We start from the raw sequence: 14,376 nt of genomic DNA, 5'->3' as shown, positions 1-14,376 counted from the left end.
TTCAGAAACGCTGTAGCGCCGGTTACAGCGAAGAAAGCTCCAGGTACTCGCGAGCGCCGTGGGTGCGGAAGGTTTCCACGGCTTCGGCGGTCATCCGCTGCGCGGTCGCCACGTCACCGAGCGCGTGGTGCACCTCGGCCAGCGTGCGCAGGGTCCGGGCCCGGAACAACTCGGTGCGCAGCTCGGTCCACCGCCGCAGTGAGTCCTCCAGGCATTCCTTGGCCTGGTAAAGCCGTCCGTCGGCGAGGTGCACCTCCCCGACGACACGCAGGGTGCACGCGTGGCCGAAGGCGTCGCCGAGGGTGCGGCAGACCTCCAGCGCGTTCTCCGCCAGCTGCCGCGCGGTGACCGGATCCCCGCGCCGCAGCAACGCCTTGGCCAAGGCGCGCTCGGAGTAGGCCACCAGCATCCGGTCCTCGTCGGGGTCGAACGAGGCGAGTGCCGCGCGGGCGAACTCCTCCGCCTGCGCCCATTCGCCGCGAGCGCGGTGGTACAGCGACAGGCTGCGCAGCGTCAGCCCTTCGCCACGTCGCGAACCCGCCGCCGCGAACGACGCCCGTGCCTGGCTCAACGCGGCTTGTGTGCCCGGGTAGTCGCCCATTTCCAGGCGCACCGTGCCGGCCAGGCGGTGGACGTGGCCCATCGCCCCGGGATCGTCCTGGTCCGCCCACATCCGCTCGGCCCGGTCCAGGAAGTGCAACGCCTCGGGCAGATATCCCTGCTCGCGGCAGGCGGCGCCGAGCGCGGCGAGCGTGGTGGCCTCACCACGGGCGTCACCGGCGGCCCGGAACACCGACAGCGCCTGGCTCAGGTGCGCGCGTGACTGCGGGAAGTCGTCGCGCTCGTAGTACAGCTGGCCCAGCCCGGCCAGCAGGGTGGCTTCGCCCAGCGCGTTGTCGTTGCGGCGCGCGGCGGTGAGCGCCGCGTCGTGCGTGCGGTGCCATGACCCGAAGGGGTCGTCGAGAAGCCGGTGGTGGCCACCGAAAGCGGTGCCCGACAAGGCCGTGGCGAGTTCGACGGCGACCTCGTCCAGGTCCAGCGTCGCCGCCAGTTCGACCGCCGTGGTCAGTGCTTCTTCTTCGGCGCGGAACCAGTCGTAGGGCCGGGCCACGACGCGCTGGGCGATCTCCTCGTCGACCGCGCGGCCCCGGCGGACGGCGCCCTGGATCGACGGCAGCACCGGCGGCACCGTCTCGTTGATCCGCCCGACCAGCCAGATCCAGCCGCCGAGCACCCGTTCGACGATGGCGACGCGTTCCTCAGGACGTTCCTCCTCGTGCGCCCGTTCCAGCGCGAACAGGCGCACGAGGTCGTGCAGCCGGTATCTCGGGAGTCCGAGCGGGTCCACGCCGTCAGCCTCGAGAAGCGAGACGTCGACCAGGTCTTCGAGCACCTGCTCCGCGTCGTCGAGATCGATCTCCAGCGCCGACGCGGCGGTCCACGCCGGGAAGTGCGGCAGGCCGAGCAGGCCCAGCCCGCGCAGCGCGGCCCGCGCCCGTTCGGGCAGGAGTGTGTAGCTGAGATTGATGCTGGCGCGGACCTGCTGGTCGCCGACCGCCAGCTCATCGAGCCGCCGTTGCTCGTGCGCCAGCTTGCTCGCCAGGCGGGACAGCGACCACTGGCGGCGGGACACCAGCCGGGCACCGGCCACGCGGATGGCCAGCGGCAGCTGCCCGCACAGCTCGGTGATCTCGGCGGCCGCCGCCGGTTCACCGCTGGCCCGGCCGGCCCCGACGATGCGGGTGAACAGGTCGAGCCCGGCGTCCGCGGGGAACACCCCGAGTTCGACGAACGTCGCACCGGCCAGCGCGGGCAACCGGTTGCGCGAGGTGATCAGCACCGCGCAGTCGGGGCCACCGGGCAGCAGTGGCCGCACCTGCGCCTCGTTGGCCGCATCGTCGAGCACCACGAGCGTCCTGGTCCCGGCGAGCAGCGTCCGGTAGCGGGCGACTCGTTCCTCCACCGTGCCGGGCACGGTCGAGGTGGGGTCGAAGTCGCGCAGCACGCGGCCCAGCACTTCCTCGGCGGTCGCCGGGCCGGCCGTCGAGCCGTGCAGTTCGAGGTGGAACTGGCCGTCGGGGAACTCGCCCGCGACCTCGTGCGCGACCCGATGTGCCAGCGACGACTTGCCGACACCGCCCGCGCCGGAGATGACACCGACCGGCATCGCGTCCCGTGCCACCAGTGCTTCGCGCAACGCCGACAGCTCCGCCACCCGGCCGGTGAAGTCGGATGGCGGCGACGGCAGCTGCCGCGGGGTGCGGGAGGCGACCGCGGGCCGCAGGGCCGGGTCGCAACGCAGGATCGACTCGTGCACCCGGCACAGTTCCGGGCCGGGATCGATACCGAGTTCGTCGAGCAGCGCCAGCCTGCCTTGTTCGTAGACCTCCAGCGCGTCGGTCTGGCGGCCCGCCCGGTACAGCGCGATCATCAGGCTGCCGCGCAGCCGTTCGCGCGTGGGGTGCCGGGCGACCAGCTCGGTGAGTTCCGCGAGCAGCTGGGATCCCTGTCCCACCGCCAGATCCGCGTCGATCCGGTCCTCGGTGACGGTCAGCCGCAGCTCGTCGAGGCGGGTGGCTTCGGCGCGCAGGAACGATTCCCCGATCCCGCCGAGCGCCGGGCCGCGCCACAGGGCGAGACCGGCGCGGAGTAGCTCTCCCGCTCCGGCGTGGTCGCCATCGCGCGCGGCGAGCCGCCCGCGCTCCACGAACTGCTCGAACACCCGGACGTCCAGCGCGTTCTCCGGGATTTCGGCGCGGTAGCCGTGCCGGTCGGAGGTGATGATCGGCGGCAGGCCCGCGGCGGCGAGCGCCCGCCGCAGCGTCGCGACGTAGGTCTGCACCACCGCCCGCGCGGTGGAGGGCGGGTCTTCGCCCCACACCACGTCGATCAGCCGCTCGGCGGGAACCGTGCGGCCGTGTTCGAGCAGCAGCGCGGCCAGTACCACGCGTGGTTTCACCCCGGGGAAACCGACCGGCCCGCCCGGACCGGTCACCTCCATCGGTCCGAGCAGGCAGAGCCTCATCCGTTCCCTCTCCAGAGCGGATCGAGCGGGAAGCGCCGCTGTAGCCGCCGCTGAACCGCGGCTACAGCGGCCTCACCGAGCCTTGGGCTTCGTCAAGTTCACATCATGCTCAGGAAAGGCCGTCATGAACAGATCCGGTTCACCTCTCCCGCTTGCGCGCCGGTTGGTCGCCGCCTTCGCGGTCGTCGCGGCACTCGTCGCGGGATTGTTCACTCTCCAGACCGCGGCCGGGCCGCGGGAGGCCGAGGCGGCCTCGGCGGTCGGCGGCCCGATCACCCGCGCGGAGATCATCGCCAGGGCGAAGTACTGGTACGACCGGGGTGACACCTGGTACAGCCAGGACCAGGCGGACGCCATCTCCGACGGCACCGGCGGCAAGTACCGCCCGGACTGCTCCGGCCTGGTGGCGATGGCCTGGCACCTGCCCAAGAAGTCCGACGGGTGGGACCTCAACACCGACGACTTCGAGTCCTACGCGCACAAGAGCTGGGTGGACCTGGACGACCTGCTGCCCGGGGACGCCCTGCTCCGGAACGGCCACATCGAGCTGTTCGAGAAGTGGGTGAACCCCGGCGACCACCGCGACGGCGCCTGGGTCTATTCCGAGAACGACTACGGCCAGAAGACCAACCACAACATCAACCCGTGGTCGGAAATGGAGACCTATCGCGGGATCCGCTACGACAAGATCGTCGAGGGTTCTCCGGTCTCGGACGGTGGCGCGGACTTCGACGGCAATGGTGTGGGGGATATCTATGCGACGGGGGATGGTTCGTTGACCATTTGGAATGGCAAGGGGAGCAACAACTTCGCGAGTCCGCAGGTAGTGGGTGGTGGTTGGTCGGAGTTCGGTCGTCCGGCGGTGGGTGATTTCAACAAGGACGGTAAGTCGGATTTGGCCGCGGTGAAGAGCGGTGCTTTGCATGTTTGGAATGGCAGGGGTGGTAACGGGTTCGGTGCGGCTCAGGTGATCGGGAATGGCTGGGGTGGGTTCAGTGCGCCGATCGCGGGTGATTTCAACGGTGATGGTGTCAGTGATCTGGCGTCGGTCAAGGATGGCACGCTGTACGTCTGGAATGGCAAGGGTAGCAACAATTTCGGTGCGGCTCAGGTCATCGGCGGTGGCTGGTCACCGTTCGGCGCGCCGATCGCTGGTGATTTCAACAACGACGGCAAGTCGGACCTCGCGGCGGTCAAGGATGGCAGCACGCTGCACATTTGGAATGGCAGGGGCGGCAACGAGTTCGGGGCGGCTCAGGTGATCGGCAGCGGGTGGGGTGACTACGACAGCACGCTGATGAGTCTGGGTGACATCAACAAGGACGGGCACACCGACATCGCCTCGGTCAAGGAAGGCACCGGGACCCTCTACGTCTGGAACGGCGAAGGCGGCAACAAGTTCGCCACCGCCACCGCCATCGGCAACGGCTGGAGCACCTACTTCTGACCGATCCCGCCTTGTAGCAGGTACTCCGACTCCACCTCGACGGACATCCCGGCGGACGTCGCCAGCATCGCGATCGCGAGCGGTGCGAGCGCGATGAACCCGCCGGGATCGTCCGCGAGAGCACCCGACCAGTACTTGCGGTGCTGCTCCAGCGCGCGGACAAGTGAGGCGTTGAACTTCTCGGCGTCGCGGCGGAGCAGGAAGTAGAACATCTCGACGGGCGGGTAGACGAGCTGCGCCATCGCACGCTTCGGCGTGATGACGGCGGCGTCCGGGTCCGTCCCATCCATCACCGTGCTGAACAGCTCGGGCGTGATTTCCTGGTTCGTCAGGAAGTTCCGCACGGTCTGGACCCACGAGTAGAGGTAAGCCTCGTGCGTGGCGCCGGAAGCGCGCAGGGTCTCCTCCGGAATCGCGCAGAGCCGCTGGACGAGTTCGTCCTCGCGGCTGGCGATCGCGAGCCAGACCGCGGAAAGCCACGCGCCCGCGTTCGCGTACGACACCGGGCCCGTCGCCCGGAACCGCGTGGGTTTCGCGACGACGGCTTCGATCTCGCCCTCACCCGCGGCGGCGCTGAAGATCGCCGTCGCGGCTTGGGCGGCGGTCCGCAGATCCGCTTCGGCGGCGGCCGGGTCGAGCACGGATGCGTACTGGGCCAGCTCCAGCGCCCGGCTCAGGACGTTCTTCAGCGCCGCCGCGTCCTTCTCGATGTAGTCGAGGTAGAAGCCGATCTGCGGCGCGAGCGCGTCGAGCTGTTTCTGGGCGAGGACCGGGTCCACCGGATGCCTCGGCACGGTTGTCATGGAGCGTGAATTTACCCAGCGGCGACGGCGCGGTGACTTCGTTCCGGGTAAATCCGCTTGACCTGGTCATCGGCCGCCGGTGCACTGTGGACATGGAGATCCGTTCCACCACCGACCAGGACCTCGACGTTTTCATCGACACGGTCCACACCGCGTTCGGGCGTTTCCCGGAAGCGCCGGTGGACGGAGGCGGGCTCTGGTGGTCGGCGCTCGAACTGGACCGCGGCCTGCTCGCCACGGCGGACGGGCGGCCCGTCGGCACCGCCGGTGCGTACTCCTTCGAACTCACCCTGCCCGGCGAAGTCCTGGCCCCGGCCGCCGGGGTGAGTGCCGTCGGTGTCCTGCCTTCGCATCGCCGCCAGGGCGTGCTCAGCGCGATGATGCGGTACCAGCTCGCCGAACTGCGGGACCGCGGCGAGTTTCTTTCCGTGCTGCTGGCCTCCGACGCGCTGATCTACGGCAGGTTCGGTTACGGACCGGCGACCTGCACACGGCGGCTGACGGTGCCACGCCAGCAGGCCGCTCTCGCTCCGGCACGCGGAATGGCCGGGACCCCGGGCACGATCGAGGTGCTGCGCCGCGCGGACTGCACCGAGATCCTGGAAGAGGTCTACGACCGGTATCGCCGCGGGCAGCCCGGTGCCTTGTCCCGGCCACACCGCTGGTGGGCCTTGCGTGCGGGACAGCCGCCGATCGCTCCGGCGCCGCGGTACGTCGCCGTCCACCGTGACACCGATGGCGTTCCGGACGGGTACGCCAGCTACGCGGTCGGCGACCCCGACGTGCTGACCGTCGACGAGACCATCGCCACCGACGACGCCGTTTTCACCGCACTGGCCCGGTTCCTGTTGAGCCACGACCTCGTCTCGAAGATCGTGTTCAAGCACGTCGCGCCCGATCACCCGCTGCGCTGGCAGCTGGCCGACTTCCGCGCCGGGCAGGTGAGCGAGGACACCGACTGGCTCTGGGTACGGCTGCTGGACGTGCCGCGGGCGCTGACCACACGCGGCTGGCTCACCGACGGCGACCTGGTTCTCGACGTCGACGATCCGTTCCTCGGCGAGCGCGGGCGCTACCTGCTGACCGTCCGGGACGGCGAGGCCGGGTGCGTCCCGTCGGACCGGGCACCCGACCTGTCCCTGGACGTGCGCGACCTGGGCTCGATCTACCTCGGCGGCACCGCCCCGAGCACGCTGGTGCGCGCCGGGCACATCCGCGCGCACCGGTCCGGGGCGGTCATCCTCGCCGACGCCCTCTTCCGCGCCGAGCGTTCACCGCACTGCTTGCACTGGTTCTGAACCGAACGGGCGGGCGATCCGTGATCCAATCGCGGACTCGTCCTCGTGCGGAAGGTCACCGGTTTGCTCGACTGGCTGCGGCGCCACCGGCGGTGGTGCTTCGCGCTCGTGGTGGTCGCGCTGCTCGCCCAGATGGCGGTCGCGATGATCACCACGGCCGTGGAGCAGACGCCCACCATCGATGAGCCGGTCTACGCCGGTACGGCCGTGGTCTACCTGGAGCAGCACAGTCTGCGCTACAACCCGGAGCACCCACCGCTGGGCAAGCTGATCATCGCGACCGGACTGGCCTTCGCGGACGTGCGCCTCGACCCCGCTTTCGACGGCGACCAGACGCAGCTCGGCCGCCACGTGCTCTACGAGTCGGGCAACGATCCGGGACAGCTGATGCTGCCGGCCCGGCTGCCGGTCATCGTGCTCACGCTGCTGTTCGGCCTGGTCGTCTTCGCGTTCGCCACCGAGCTGACCCGGCCCTCCGGCGGGTTGGTGGCGCTCGCCCTGTACTCGTTTTCGCCCGACGTCATCGCGCACGGGTCGCTGGCCACGCTGGACGTGCCCGCGGCCGGATTTGTGCTGACCTCGGCCTGGTTGCTGTGGCGGGCCCGCCACAGCCCCGCCCGCTACCTGCCGCTCGCCGGACTCGCCCTCGGTGCCGCGCTCGCCACGAAGATGAGCACGCTGGCCGCGGTTCCGGTGCTGCTGCTCCTGGTGGTGCTGTCCACCCGCCGGATACGGGACGCGGCGGGGGTGGCGCTGGTCGCCGTCGCCGTGGTGTGGGCCGCCTATCTCGCCGTGGATCCGTTGCTGCGCTGGGAAACGCCACCGGGACTGCCCGCCGCGCTGGTCGACTGGCTGCCGTTGCCCGAGCCGTACCGGGACGGGATGCGCGTCCAGTTCGGCTTCGAGGACCAGGTCTGGGGCGGTTTCCTGTTCGGCACTCACTACCAGGGTTCGCGGTGGTACTACCTGCCCGCCGCGCTGCTGGTGAAGACACCGCTGGGCGCGCTGGCGCTCTGGCTGGCCGGTGCCGTCGCGCTGCTGGTGGTTCCCCGGCTGCGCCCGGCGGCTCCCTGCGTCCTGCTGCCCACCGCCGTGCTGCTGGCCGCGGCCATGACCGGCGACCGCGATCTCGGCGTCCGGTACGCGATCTTCGCCCCGATGTTCCTGGCGGTCGCGGCGGCGGGCCTCGTCGCCCTGCGCCGGGCTCAGCTGCCGGTGCTGGTCCTGGTCGTGTTCACCGCGGTCAGTTCACTGTGGACGTTCCCGTACTACCTGCCCTACTCGAACGAGGCGTTCGGCGGGCCGTCGAAGACCCACCTGCGCCTGCACGATTCGAACGTCGACTGGGGACAGGATCTGGGCCGGCTGGCCGAGCGGCTGGAGCGCTACCCGGGCGAGCGGATCTGGCTGGTCTACAAGGGCAGCGGGGTGCCGTCCCACTACGGCATCACCGCGGCCGACCCGCTCGGCGTGCCCGCGGATCAGGTGCGCGGGCTGCTGGCCGTCTCGAACTCCTCCATCGCCAAGGCCGACGCCCGCCTGACCGCCCTGATCGCGGGCAGCACCCCGATCGACGAGGTCGGCCACTCCATCACGATCTTCCGCCGTTGAGGGCGTAGCCCGCTTCCTCGATCGCCGCGTGGACGGCTGCGTCGTCGAGGGGCTTCTCGCTGGTCACGGTGACCGTTCCGGCGTCGACGTCGACCGCGACGGCGGTGACCCCGGCGACGCGTTCGACCTCTTCGGTGACGAATCCCGCGCAGTGCCCGCAGGCCATTCCCACGACGGCGTAGGTGTGCTCGATCATGCCGGTGCCCCGACGGCGCGTGTGAGCATGTGCGCCTCGCGCATCCGGCCATCGGGGGTGAATCGGCCGAAGAAGCAGACTTCCATGACGAGGTCTCTCTTGCGGTTCCGCACGTGCAACGTGTACCGCGCGGCGATCCGGTCCTCGGCTGCCAGCGCTTCGTGCACCTCCATGCGGGCGCTGGGCTGGTTCTTGCGCACCGGCCGCGTGTGCGCGATGAGCTTGTCGCGGTCCATCCGGTGCCCGTCGGCGAACTGGACGATGTCCGGGGTGTGGTAGCGGTCGACGATCACGGCCGGGTCTTCGTCGCTGTGCTGGAGTTCCTCGGTGAAGGAGGTGAAGAAATCGGCGATGAACCGCTTCGGGTCGGTGGTGTGCACGCTGCTCCTGACTCGCCGGTTAACTCTGACAGGATGTAAGATATCCAGCGTCCAGTAATTTTGACAAGGTGTAAGAAATGACCTCAGCTCCGAACCGGCGCGCCGACGCCCAGCGCAGCCGGGCATCGATCCTGGACGCGGCCGTCCAGTTGCTCGACGCCGATCCGACGGCCAGCGTCGGATCCATCGCCGGTGCCGCCGGAGTTACCCGCCAGACGGTCTACGCGCACTTCCCGTCCCGGGAGCACCTGCTGGCCGCGGTGCTCGACCACCTCACCGAGGAGACCGTGGCCGCGATGGACGCGGCCGACCTGGACACCGGACCGGCCGCGGACGCGCTGGTACGACTGCTCGACGCCGCCCGGCGGACGTCGGGGCGTTATCCCGTCCTGCTCCGCGAACTCGGTTCGCTGCCCGTGGACCCGCACGCCGACAGCCGGCGGCACGCACCGGTGGCCGAGCGGCTTGAGCGGATCATCCGGCGTGGCCAGGAATCCGGCGAGTTCGGCGACGAGCTTCCGCTCGACTGGCTGGTGGCCGTCACCATCAAGCTCGGCCACACCGCGGCCGAAGAAGCCGACGCCGGCCGGATGTCCGGCGACGAGGCGGCAAAAGCGCTCAACCTCAGCCTGTTCCGCGTCTTGGGGGCATCGCGCGCTTAGGCCGTTGCGGCGAACGCGGCCGATTGGTCTGTACATCCGGTGCGGGGACAGCTGATTCTCGGTGCGGGCGTTCTGCCTGCCCCGCCCCGCAACGATGTGGAGGCTCAACGTGCGCGCTTTCCGCTTTCTGTCCGGGTTGCTCCTACTGACGATGTTGATGAGCGTTCCCGGCCACGCGAGTGCCGGGAACATCGGCCTCCGGGCCGCCGATCCCAGTGTGATCCGCGTGGGCGGGACCTACTACGGCGTGCAGTCGACCGGCGGTGGCATCGCCGTGCGCGCGGCCGGTTCCGTCGACGGCCTCGGCGGGGCACCCGCGCGTCAGGTGTGGTCGGACGCGGGCGGCCGGGGGGAGGTGTGGGCCCCGGAACTGGTCGCCGACTCTGGGCGCTACTACATCTACTTCACCGCCGGGCGCGGGAGCGCGCACCGCATGTACGTGATCAGCTCGGCGGCGCCGGACAGCGGCTACGGCGTGGAACGGCTGCTCGCGCTGCCGGACGGCAAGTGGGCCATCGACGGCACCCTGTTCACCTTCGGCGGGCAGCGGTGGTTCGTCTGGTCCGGCTGGGCCGGGGACACCAACGTCGAGCAGAACCTCTACATCGCGCGGATGAGCGACCCGGTGACGCCGGTCGGGGCGCGGTACGTCATTTCGCAGCCGCGCGAGAGCTGGGAGCGGGTGGTCGGCAATCCGTTCATCAACGAATCCCCGGAGGCGATCAAGGACCCGGACGGCCGGCTGCACATCGTCTACTCCGCCAACGGCAGCTGGAGCAGCCAGTACTGCCTGGCCGATCTGCGGCTGCGCGCCGGTGGGAACCCGACCTACGTCTGGGACTGGTACAAGTCCAACGGCTGCCTCTTCGGCTCGCACCGCGCGACCATGATGGCGGGCTGGGACCCGACGCTCCACGTCGACGGGCCGGGCCACCACAGCTTCGTACTGCTCAACGGCGACATCGGCACCAGCCCGCCGTCCGGCCCGCGATTCCCGCTGATGTTCCACGCGGTCGCCAAGGGCACGCCCTACGAATGGGCCAACCGGCACTGGTACTCGGGCAGCTTCACCTGGTGGGGCGGCATCAACTACACCCGCGCCAACGTTCCCGGCCCGACCACCGACCACGGCTGGAGCCTGAAGTTCTTCGAGTAGTTCCGCTAAGCCCCGAACTCGATGCTGCCGTTCGCGCGGCCTCGCCGGACCATGCGCTCGAAAGACAGCGCCGCCAGCACCAGCCAGCCCAGTGCGACCGCGAGTTCCAGCCCCAGCTGGGTCAGCACGGTGCCGGGGGCGGCGCCGTCGAGGGCGGCGCGGATGGCGGCGAGGCCGTGCGTCATCGGCAGCACCGAGCAGATCGCTTCCAGCCAGCCCGGCCAGAACGAGACGGGCACGCTCACCCCGCAGAAGGTCATCAGGGTCAGGTAGCTGACGTTGAGCGCCACCCACCGCACACCGGGAAAACCGAGCACCAGCGACGCGACGAACGTGCCGTAGCAGTAGCACGCCAGGCCGACCACCACGATCATCAGCGGCACGAGCAGAGCGCGCGGCTGCGCCAGCGACACGTCGAAAAGCGGTGGCAGCACGAAAAAAGCGATGGTCGCCGCGGCGATCCCGGCGACGAGGTGGTGCAGCCCGCGTCCCAAGTAGACAGTCACGTGGGTGGACGGCGCGGCCACCATCAGCGCCAGCGTGCCCGCCCGGCGTTCGCCGATGGCCAGCAGGATCACCACGGTGGCGTCGATGCTCACCACCGCCACGGCGTTGCCGACGAGCAGGTATTCGACCTGTTCCGCCGAACCGAGCAGCCGCCCGATCAGCGCGTAGAAGCAGACCTGGATGAGCAGCCGCGCCAGCCAGGTGAACGTCCACGTCCGCCAGGTGTAGAAGGCGGTGAAATCGGCGTATGAGGCCAACGCCGCGTGCTTGAGCACTCGCAGTTGCGCGCGCACGGTTCACCGCCCCCGTTCGCGGCGCAGGCGGAGCACAAAGCTGAGCAGGAACCAACCCGCCAGCAGTCCGGCCACGCCCAGCCCGCCCACCGCGAACAGCCGCGGCCCGAGGTGCTCGACCGGCGCGGAGCCGAGCGCGTCCCGCATCAGGTCGGCCGACCACGACAGGAAAACCAGCCAGGACAACGGTTCCAGGAAGTCGGGCAGGTAGGACACCGGCACCATCACCCCGGAGAGCAGGTAGATCGGAAAACTCAGGAAGTTCTGGTACACCCCGCCGTTGCGGCTGAGCAACATGCCCGCGCAGAACACCAGCGCGGTGCCGGCCATCGCGAACAACGACAGCACCATCGTCGCGGCGAACACACCGGGGTGGTGCACTCGCGGCGCGCGGTCGAACAGCAGCCAGCCGAGCAGCCAGGTCTCACCCAGCGGCAGCACCCCGAGCAGCATCACCGCGGAGATCCGGCCGAGCAGCACCGGGTGCGGCGCGGTCGGCCCGGCCTGGGTCAGCTCCAGCGTGCCGAGCCAGTGCTCCACCTGGATCAGGTCACCGGCCACCGCGATGGCGAACGACCACAGCCCGATCAGCGCGGGCGCCAGCAGCGCGTTGGTGACCAGGTCCGGGCGGGCGGCGTGCACCACCACCGAAAGCAGCACCACCGCGGTGAACGGAATGGTGCACAGGCTGAGCAGGTCGTCCGGCTGGCGGCGGATCAGCCACAGTTGCATCCGCAGCCCGGTGACGTATGCGCGCACCGGCGTCACACCTCCATGCCGCGCCGGCCGATCAGGTCGAGGTAGACGTCTTCGAGCGTCGGCGGCACCGCGCGCACGCTGCGGACCCCGTCGTCGAGGAGCACCGCGAGCACGGCCCGCGCCGAGGCGTCGCCGTCGGTCCGCACGCACAGCAGTCCGTCGCGGTCGACGGCCTCCAGCACCCCGGTCAGCGCCCTGACCTTGGCGGCGGACTCGCCCGGCACGTCCTCGGCCTCGACCCGGCGGCGCCTGGCCGACATGGCGGCCAGCCCGCGCGGGGTTTCGGTGGCCACCACACGGCCCTGGTCGATCAGCGTCACCCGCTGGCAGACCGCTTCCGCCTCGGCCATGTCGTGCGTGGTGAGCAGGATCGTCAGCCCGTCGGCCCGCAGTTCACCGACCAGCTCGCGGAACTCGCGGGCGGCGACCGGATCCATGCCGATGGTGGGTTCGTCGAACAGGATCAGCTCCGGGTCGCCGATCAGCCCGCGCGCCAGGTGCAGCCGCTGCTTCATCCCGCGCGAGAAGGTCTCGACCAGTTCGTCGGCCTTGCCGCCGAGGCCGAGCCGGTCGAGCAGCTCCCCGGCCCGGCGCGCGGCGCGATCGTCGGGCAACTGGTACAGCGCGGCCCAGTAACGCAGGTTCTGGCGTGCGGTCAGGCGTCCGTAGAGACCGCGTTCCCCGCCGAAGACGATGCCGAGGCGGGGCCGCACCGCGGCGGCTTCGCGCACCACGTCGTGACCGAGCACGGTGACCGAGCCGGAATCGGGCAGCAGCACGGTCGACACGATCTTGCACAGCGTGGTCTTGCCCGCGCCGTTGGGCCCGAGCAGACCGTGCACCTCGCCGGTGGCCACGGACAGGGACAACCCGTCCAGTGCCACGTTCTCCTTCGCGCGCTTCCCCCGGCCGGTACGGAAGTTCCGGCACAGCCGCTCGACGCGCACCGCGGTGTTCTCCATCGGCGTCCCCCTTGGATCGAAGAGAGGCTAGCGGCCGCGGCACGGCGTCGTCAGCGAATTTCCGGTCAGTCTTCGAGCGTTCGGTACACCGTGGTCCAGAAGTCGCGGATGGCGTGCAGCGAATCGGAGTTGGACATCCCGACCTGGGTGAGCAGGATCCCGGTGAGCTGGTTGGCCGGATCGGCGTAGACCGTGGTGCCGGTGCCGCCGTCCCAGCCGAACTGGCCGACCGGCGCGTGGTCGGTGCGGCGGGTGCGCACCGCCATCCCGAAGCCCCAGCCACCGTGCGACTCCTGGCCGATGGCCCGGTACATGGCGTCCCTGGCTTCCTGCTGCACCGGCCGGAGGCGGTTGGTGGTCATCAGTTCGACGGCGGCGCGGGACAGGATCCGTTCGCCGTTGTGCGTTCCGTGGTTCAGCAGCATCCGGAAGTAGGCGTGGTAGTCGTCGACGGTGGAGACCAGTCCGCCACCGGCGCCCTGGAACGCGGGCGGCCGGCTGGACCGTCCGCCATCGGCTTCGTCCCACACCAGGAACTCGCCGGTCTCCGGATCGGGTCCGTAGAGGGTCGGCAGCCGGTCGATCTTGTCGGCGGGCACGTGGAAACCGGTGTCCTTCATGCCAAGCGGGTCCAGGATCCGCTCGCGCAGGAACGCCTCCAGCGGCTTGCCCGCGACCCTGGCGACGAGCACACCGAGCACCTCGTTGCTGAGGTCGTACTGCCACCGCTCGCCGGGCTGGTGGGACAGCGGCAGTTCACCGAGGCGGCGCATCCACTCGTCCGGCTCGGGCGCCGGGCCGGAGTGCACGCTGTAATCGGTCCGCTCGAAGGTGGCCGCCTGGATCGGGGAGCCGAGCAGTTCGAAGTCCATGCCAAGGCCGAAGGTCGAGGTCATCAGGTCCCGCACGGTGATCGGCCGTCGGGCGGGCACGGTGTCGTCCAGCGGGCCGCCGGGCTCGCTGAGCACCTGCCGGCCGGCGAGTTCGGGCAGCCACGGGTCGACCGGGTCGTCCAGGCGCAGGCGGCACTCGTCGAGCAGCACCATGGCCGCCGCCATGGTGACCGGCTTGGAGGTGGACGCCATCCGGAAGATCGTGTCCCGGCGCATCGGCGCGCCACCGTCGTGCCGCATCGTGCCCATCGCTTCGACGCGGGTCTCGCCTCGGTGGCTGACCAGGGCGACGAGTCCGGGAATCTTCTTGGCTTCGACGTGCCGCGCCAGCACGTCCCGCAGGTGCCCCATGGTGATCTCTCCCTTGTTGTTTCGAACGAGGGA

General features: G+C 70.1%; 13 protein-coding genes. 5 read left to right on the top strand and 8 right to left on the bottom strand.

Translation table 11 applies throughout. The annotated features are described in order from the left end of the window. Nucleotides 1-22 precede the first annotated feature (22 nt). Entirely contained in the window at nt 23-3,001 is a 2,979-nt protein-coding gene (locus YIM_RS33620) for a BTAD domain-containing putative transcriptional regulator (protein ID WP_228004177.1), read from the bottom strand. Between the two features lie 148 nt (nt 3,002-3,149). On the opposite strand from YIM_RS33620, the gene YIM_RS33615 reads away from it, so the two are divergent. Continuing rightward, complete coding sequence (locus YIM_RS33615; RefSeq protein WP_153034142.1) at nt 3,150-4,472, top strand: VCBS repeat-containing protein; 1,323 nt, start codon at nt 3,150-3,152, stop codon at nt 4,470-4,472. Here the strand turns inward: YIM_RS33615 and YIM_RS33610 are convergent. Then, a complete protein-coding gene (locus tag YIM_RS33610; RefSeq protein ID WP_153034141.1) occupies nt 4,463-5,275 on the bottom strand; it encodes an immunity 49 family protein in 813 nt (270 codons plus the stop codon). The genes YIM_RS33615 and YIM_RS33610 overlap by 10 nt on opposite strands. 92 nt (nt 5,276-5,367) lie before the next feature. Here YIM_RS33610 and YIM_RS33605 point away from each other — a divergent pair, with 92 nt between their 5' ends. Next, complete coding sequence (locus YIM_RS33605) at nt 5,368-6,573, top strand: GNAT family N-acetyltransferase (protein WP_153034140.1); 1,206 nt, start codon at nt 5,368-5,370, stop codon at nt 6,571-6,573. A gap of 45 nt (nt 6,574-6,618) precedes the next feature. Then, nucleotides 6,619-8,184 (top strand): phospholipid carrier-dependent glycosyltransferase, encoded by a 1,566-nt coding sequence (locus YIM_RS33600; RefSeq protein WP_228004176.1) that lies wholly within the window; start codon nt 6,619-6,621, stop codon nt 8,182-8,184. Here the strand turns inward: YIM_RS33600 and YIM_RS33595 are convergent. After that, complete coding sequence (locus YIM_RS33595) at nt 8,165-8,380, bottom strand: heavy-metal-associated domain-containing protein (RefSeq protein WP_153034139.1); 216 nt, start codon at nt 8,378-8,380, stop codon at nt 8,165-8,167. The two genes, YIM_RS33600 and YIM_RS33595, sit on opposite strands and share 20 nt — an antisense overlap. Further along, on the bottom strand, nt 8,377-8,760 hold the full coding sequence (locus YIM_RS33590) for a nuclear transport factor 2 family protein (RefSeq protein ID WP_228004175.1): 384 nt from the start codon (nt 8,758-8,760) through the stop codon (nt 8,377-8,379). The genes YIM_RS33595 and YIM_RS33590 overlap by 4 nt, the downstream gene beginning before the upstream one ends. 77 nt (nt 8,761-8,837) lie before the next feature. Here YIM_RS33590 and YIM_RS33585 point away from each other — a divergent pair, with 77 nt between their 5' ends. Together YIM_RS33585 and YIM_RS33580 are read left to right on the top strand one after the other, a co-directional pair. After that, nucleotides 8,838-9,422 carry a TetR/AcrR family transcriptional regulator gene (locus YIM_RS33585; protein ID WP_153034137.1) on the top strand — a complete coding sequence of 195 codons (585 nt, stop codon included), beginning with the start codon at nt 8,838-8,840 and terminating at the stop codon, nt 9,420-9,422. Nucleotides 9,423-9,579: 157 nt separating this feature from the next. Beyond that, a complete protein-coding gene (locus YIM_RS33580) occupies nt 9,580-10,578 on the top strand; it encodes a glycoside hydrolase family 43 protein (protein WP_228004174.1) in 999 nt (332 codons plus the stop codon). Nucleotides 10,579-10,583: 5 nt separating this feature from the next. Here the strand turns inward: YIM_RS33580 and YIM_RS33575 are convergent, their stop codons facing one another. From YIM_RS33575 to YIM_RS33560, 4 genes are all read right to left on the bottom strand, one after another. Continuing rightward, nucleotides 10,584-11,378, bottom strand: coding sequence for an ABC transporter permease (locus YIM_RS33575; protein ID WP_153034135.1), 795 nt, complete (start codon nt 11,376-11,378; stop codon nt 10,584-10,586). A gap of 3 nt (nt 11,379-11,381) precedes the next feature. Next, the gene (locus YIM_RS33570) at nt 11,382-12,137 is read right to left on the bottom strand and encodes an ABC transporter permease (protein WP_153034134.1); all 756 of its coding nucleotides are present in this window, start codon (nt 12,135-12,137) and stop codon (nt 11,382-11,384) included. Nucleotides 12,138-12,142: 5 nt separating this feature from the next. Beyond that, nucleotides 12,143-13,099, bottom strand: coding sequence for an ABC transporter ATP-binding protein (locus tag YIM_RS33565; RefSeq protein ID WP_153034133.1), 957 nt, complete (start codon nt 13,097-13,099; stop codon nt 12,143-12,145). A 65-nt stretch (nt 13,100-13,164) separates the two neighbouring features. After that, a complete protein-coding gene (locus YIM_RS33560) occupies nt 13,165-14,343 on the bottom strand; it encodes a serine hydrolase (RefSeq protein ID WP_228004173.1) in 1,179 nt (392 codons plus the stop codon). Nucleotides 14,344-14,376: the final 33 nt, after the last annotated feature.

The organism is Amycolatopsis sp. YIM 10, assembly GCF_009429145.1.
Lineage (GTDB): Bacteria > Actinomycetota > Actinomycetes > Mycobacteriales > Pseudonocardiaceae > Amycolatopsis.
Note: the sequence above shows the minus strand (reverse complement) of the source record. Positions and strands in the feature narration are given on the sequence as shown.

What these genes read in the sequence shown, in the direction of transcription:
- YIM_RS33595 (WP_153034139.1), bottom strand. Translation starts at nt 8,380, where the DNA reads ATGATCGAGCACACCTACGCCGTCGTGGGAATGGCCTGCGGGCACTGC.
- YIM_RS33615 (WP_153034142.1), top strand. Translation starts at nt 3,150, where the DNA reads ATGAACAGATCCGGTTCACCTCTCCCGCTTGCGCGCCGGTTGGTCGCC.
- YIM_RS33610 (WP_153034141.1), bottom strand. Translation starts at nt 5,275, where the DNA reads ATGACAACCGTGCCGAGGCATCCGGTGGACCCGGTCCTCGCCCAGAAA.
- YIM_RS33560 (WP_228004173.1), bottom strand. Translation starts at nt 14,343, where the DNA reads ATGGGGCACCTGCGGGACGTGCTGGCGCGGCACGTCGAAGCCAAGAAG.
- YIM_RS33585 (WP_153034137.1), top strand. Translation starts at nt 8,838, where the DNA reads ATGACCTCAGCTCCGAACCGGCGCGCCGACGCCCAGCGCAGCCGGGCA.
- YIM_RS33620 (WP_228004177.1), bottom strand. Translation starts at nt 3,001, where the DNA reads ATGGAGGTGACCGGTCCGGGCGGGCCGGTCGGTTTCCCCGGGGTGAAA.
- YIM_RS33605 (WP_153034140.1), top strand. Translation starts at nt 5,368, where the DNA reads ATGGAGATCCGTTCCACCACCGACCAGGACCTCGACGTTTTCATCGAC.
- YIM_RS33565 (WP_153034133.1), bottom strand. Translation starts at nt 13,099, where the DNA reads ATGGAGAACACCGCGGTGCGCGTCGAGCGGCTGTGCCGGAACTTCCGT.
- YIM_RS33580 (WP_228004174.1), top strand. Translation starts at nt 9,580, where the DNA reads ATGAGCGTTCCCGGCCACGCGAGTGCCGGGAACATCGGCCTCCGGGCC.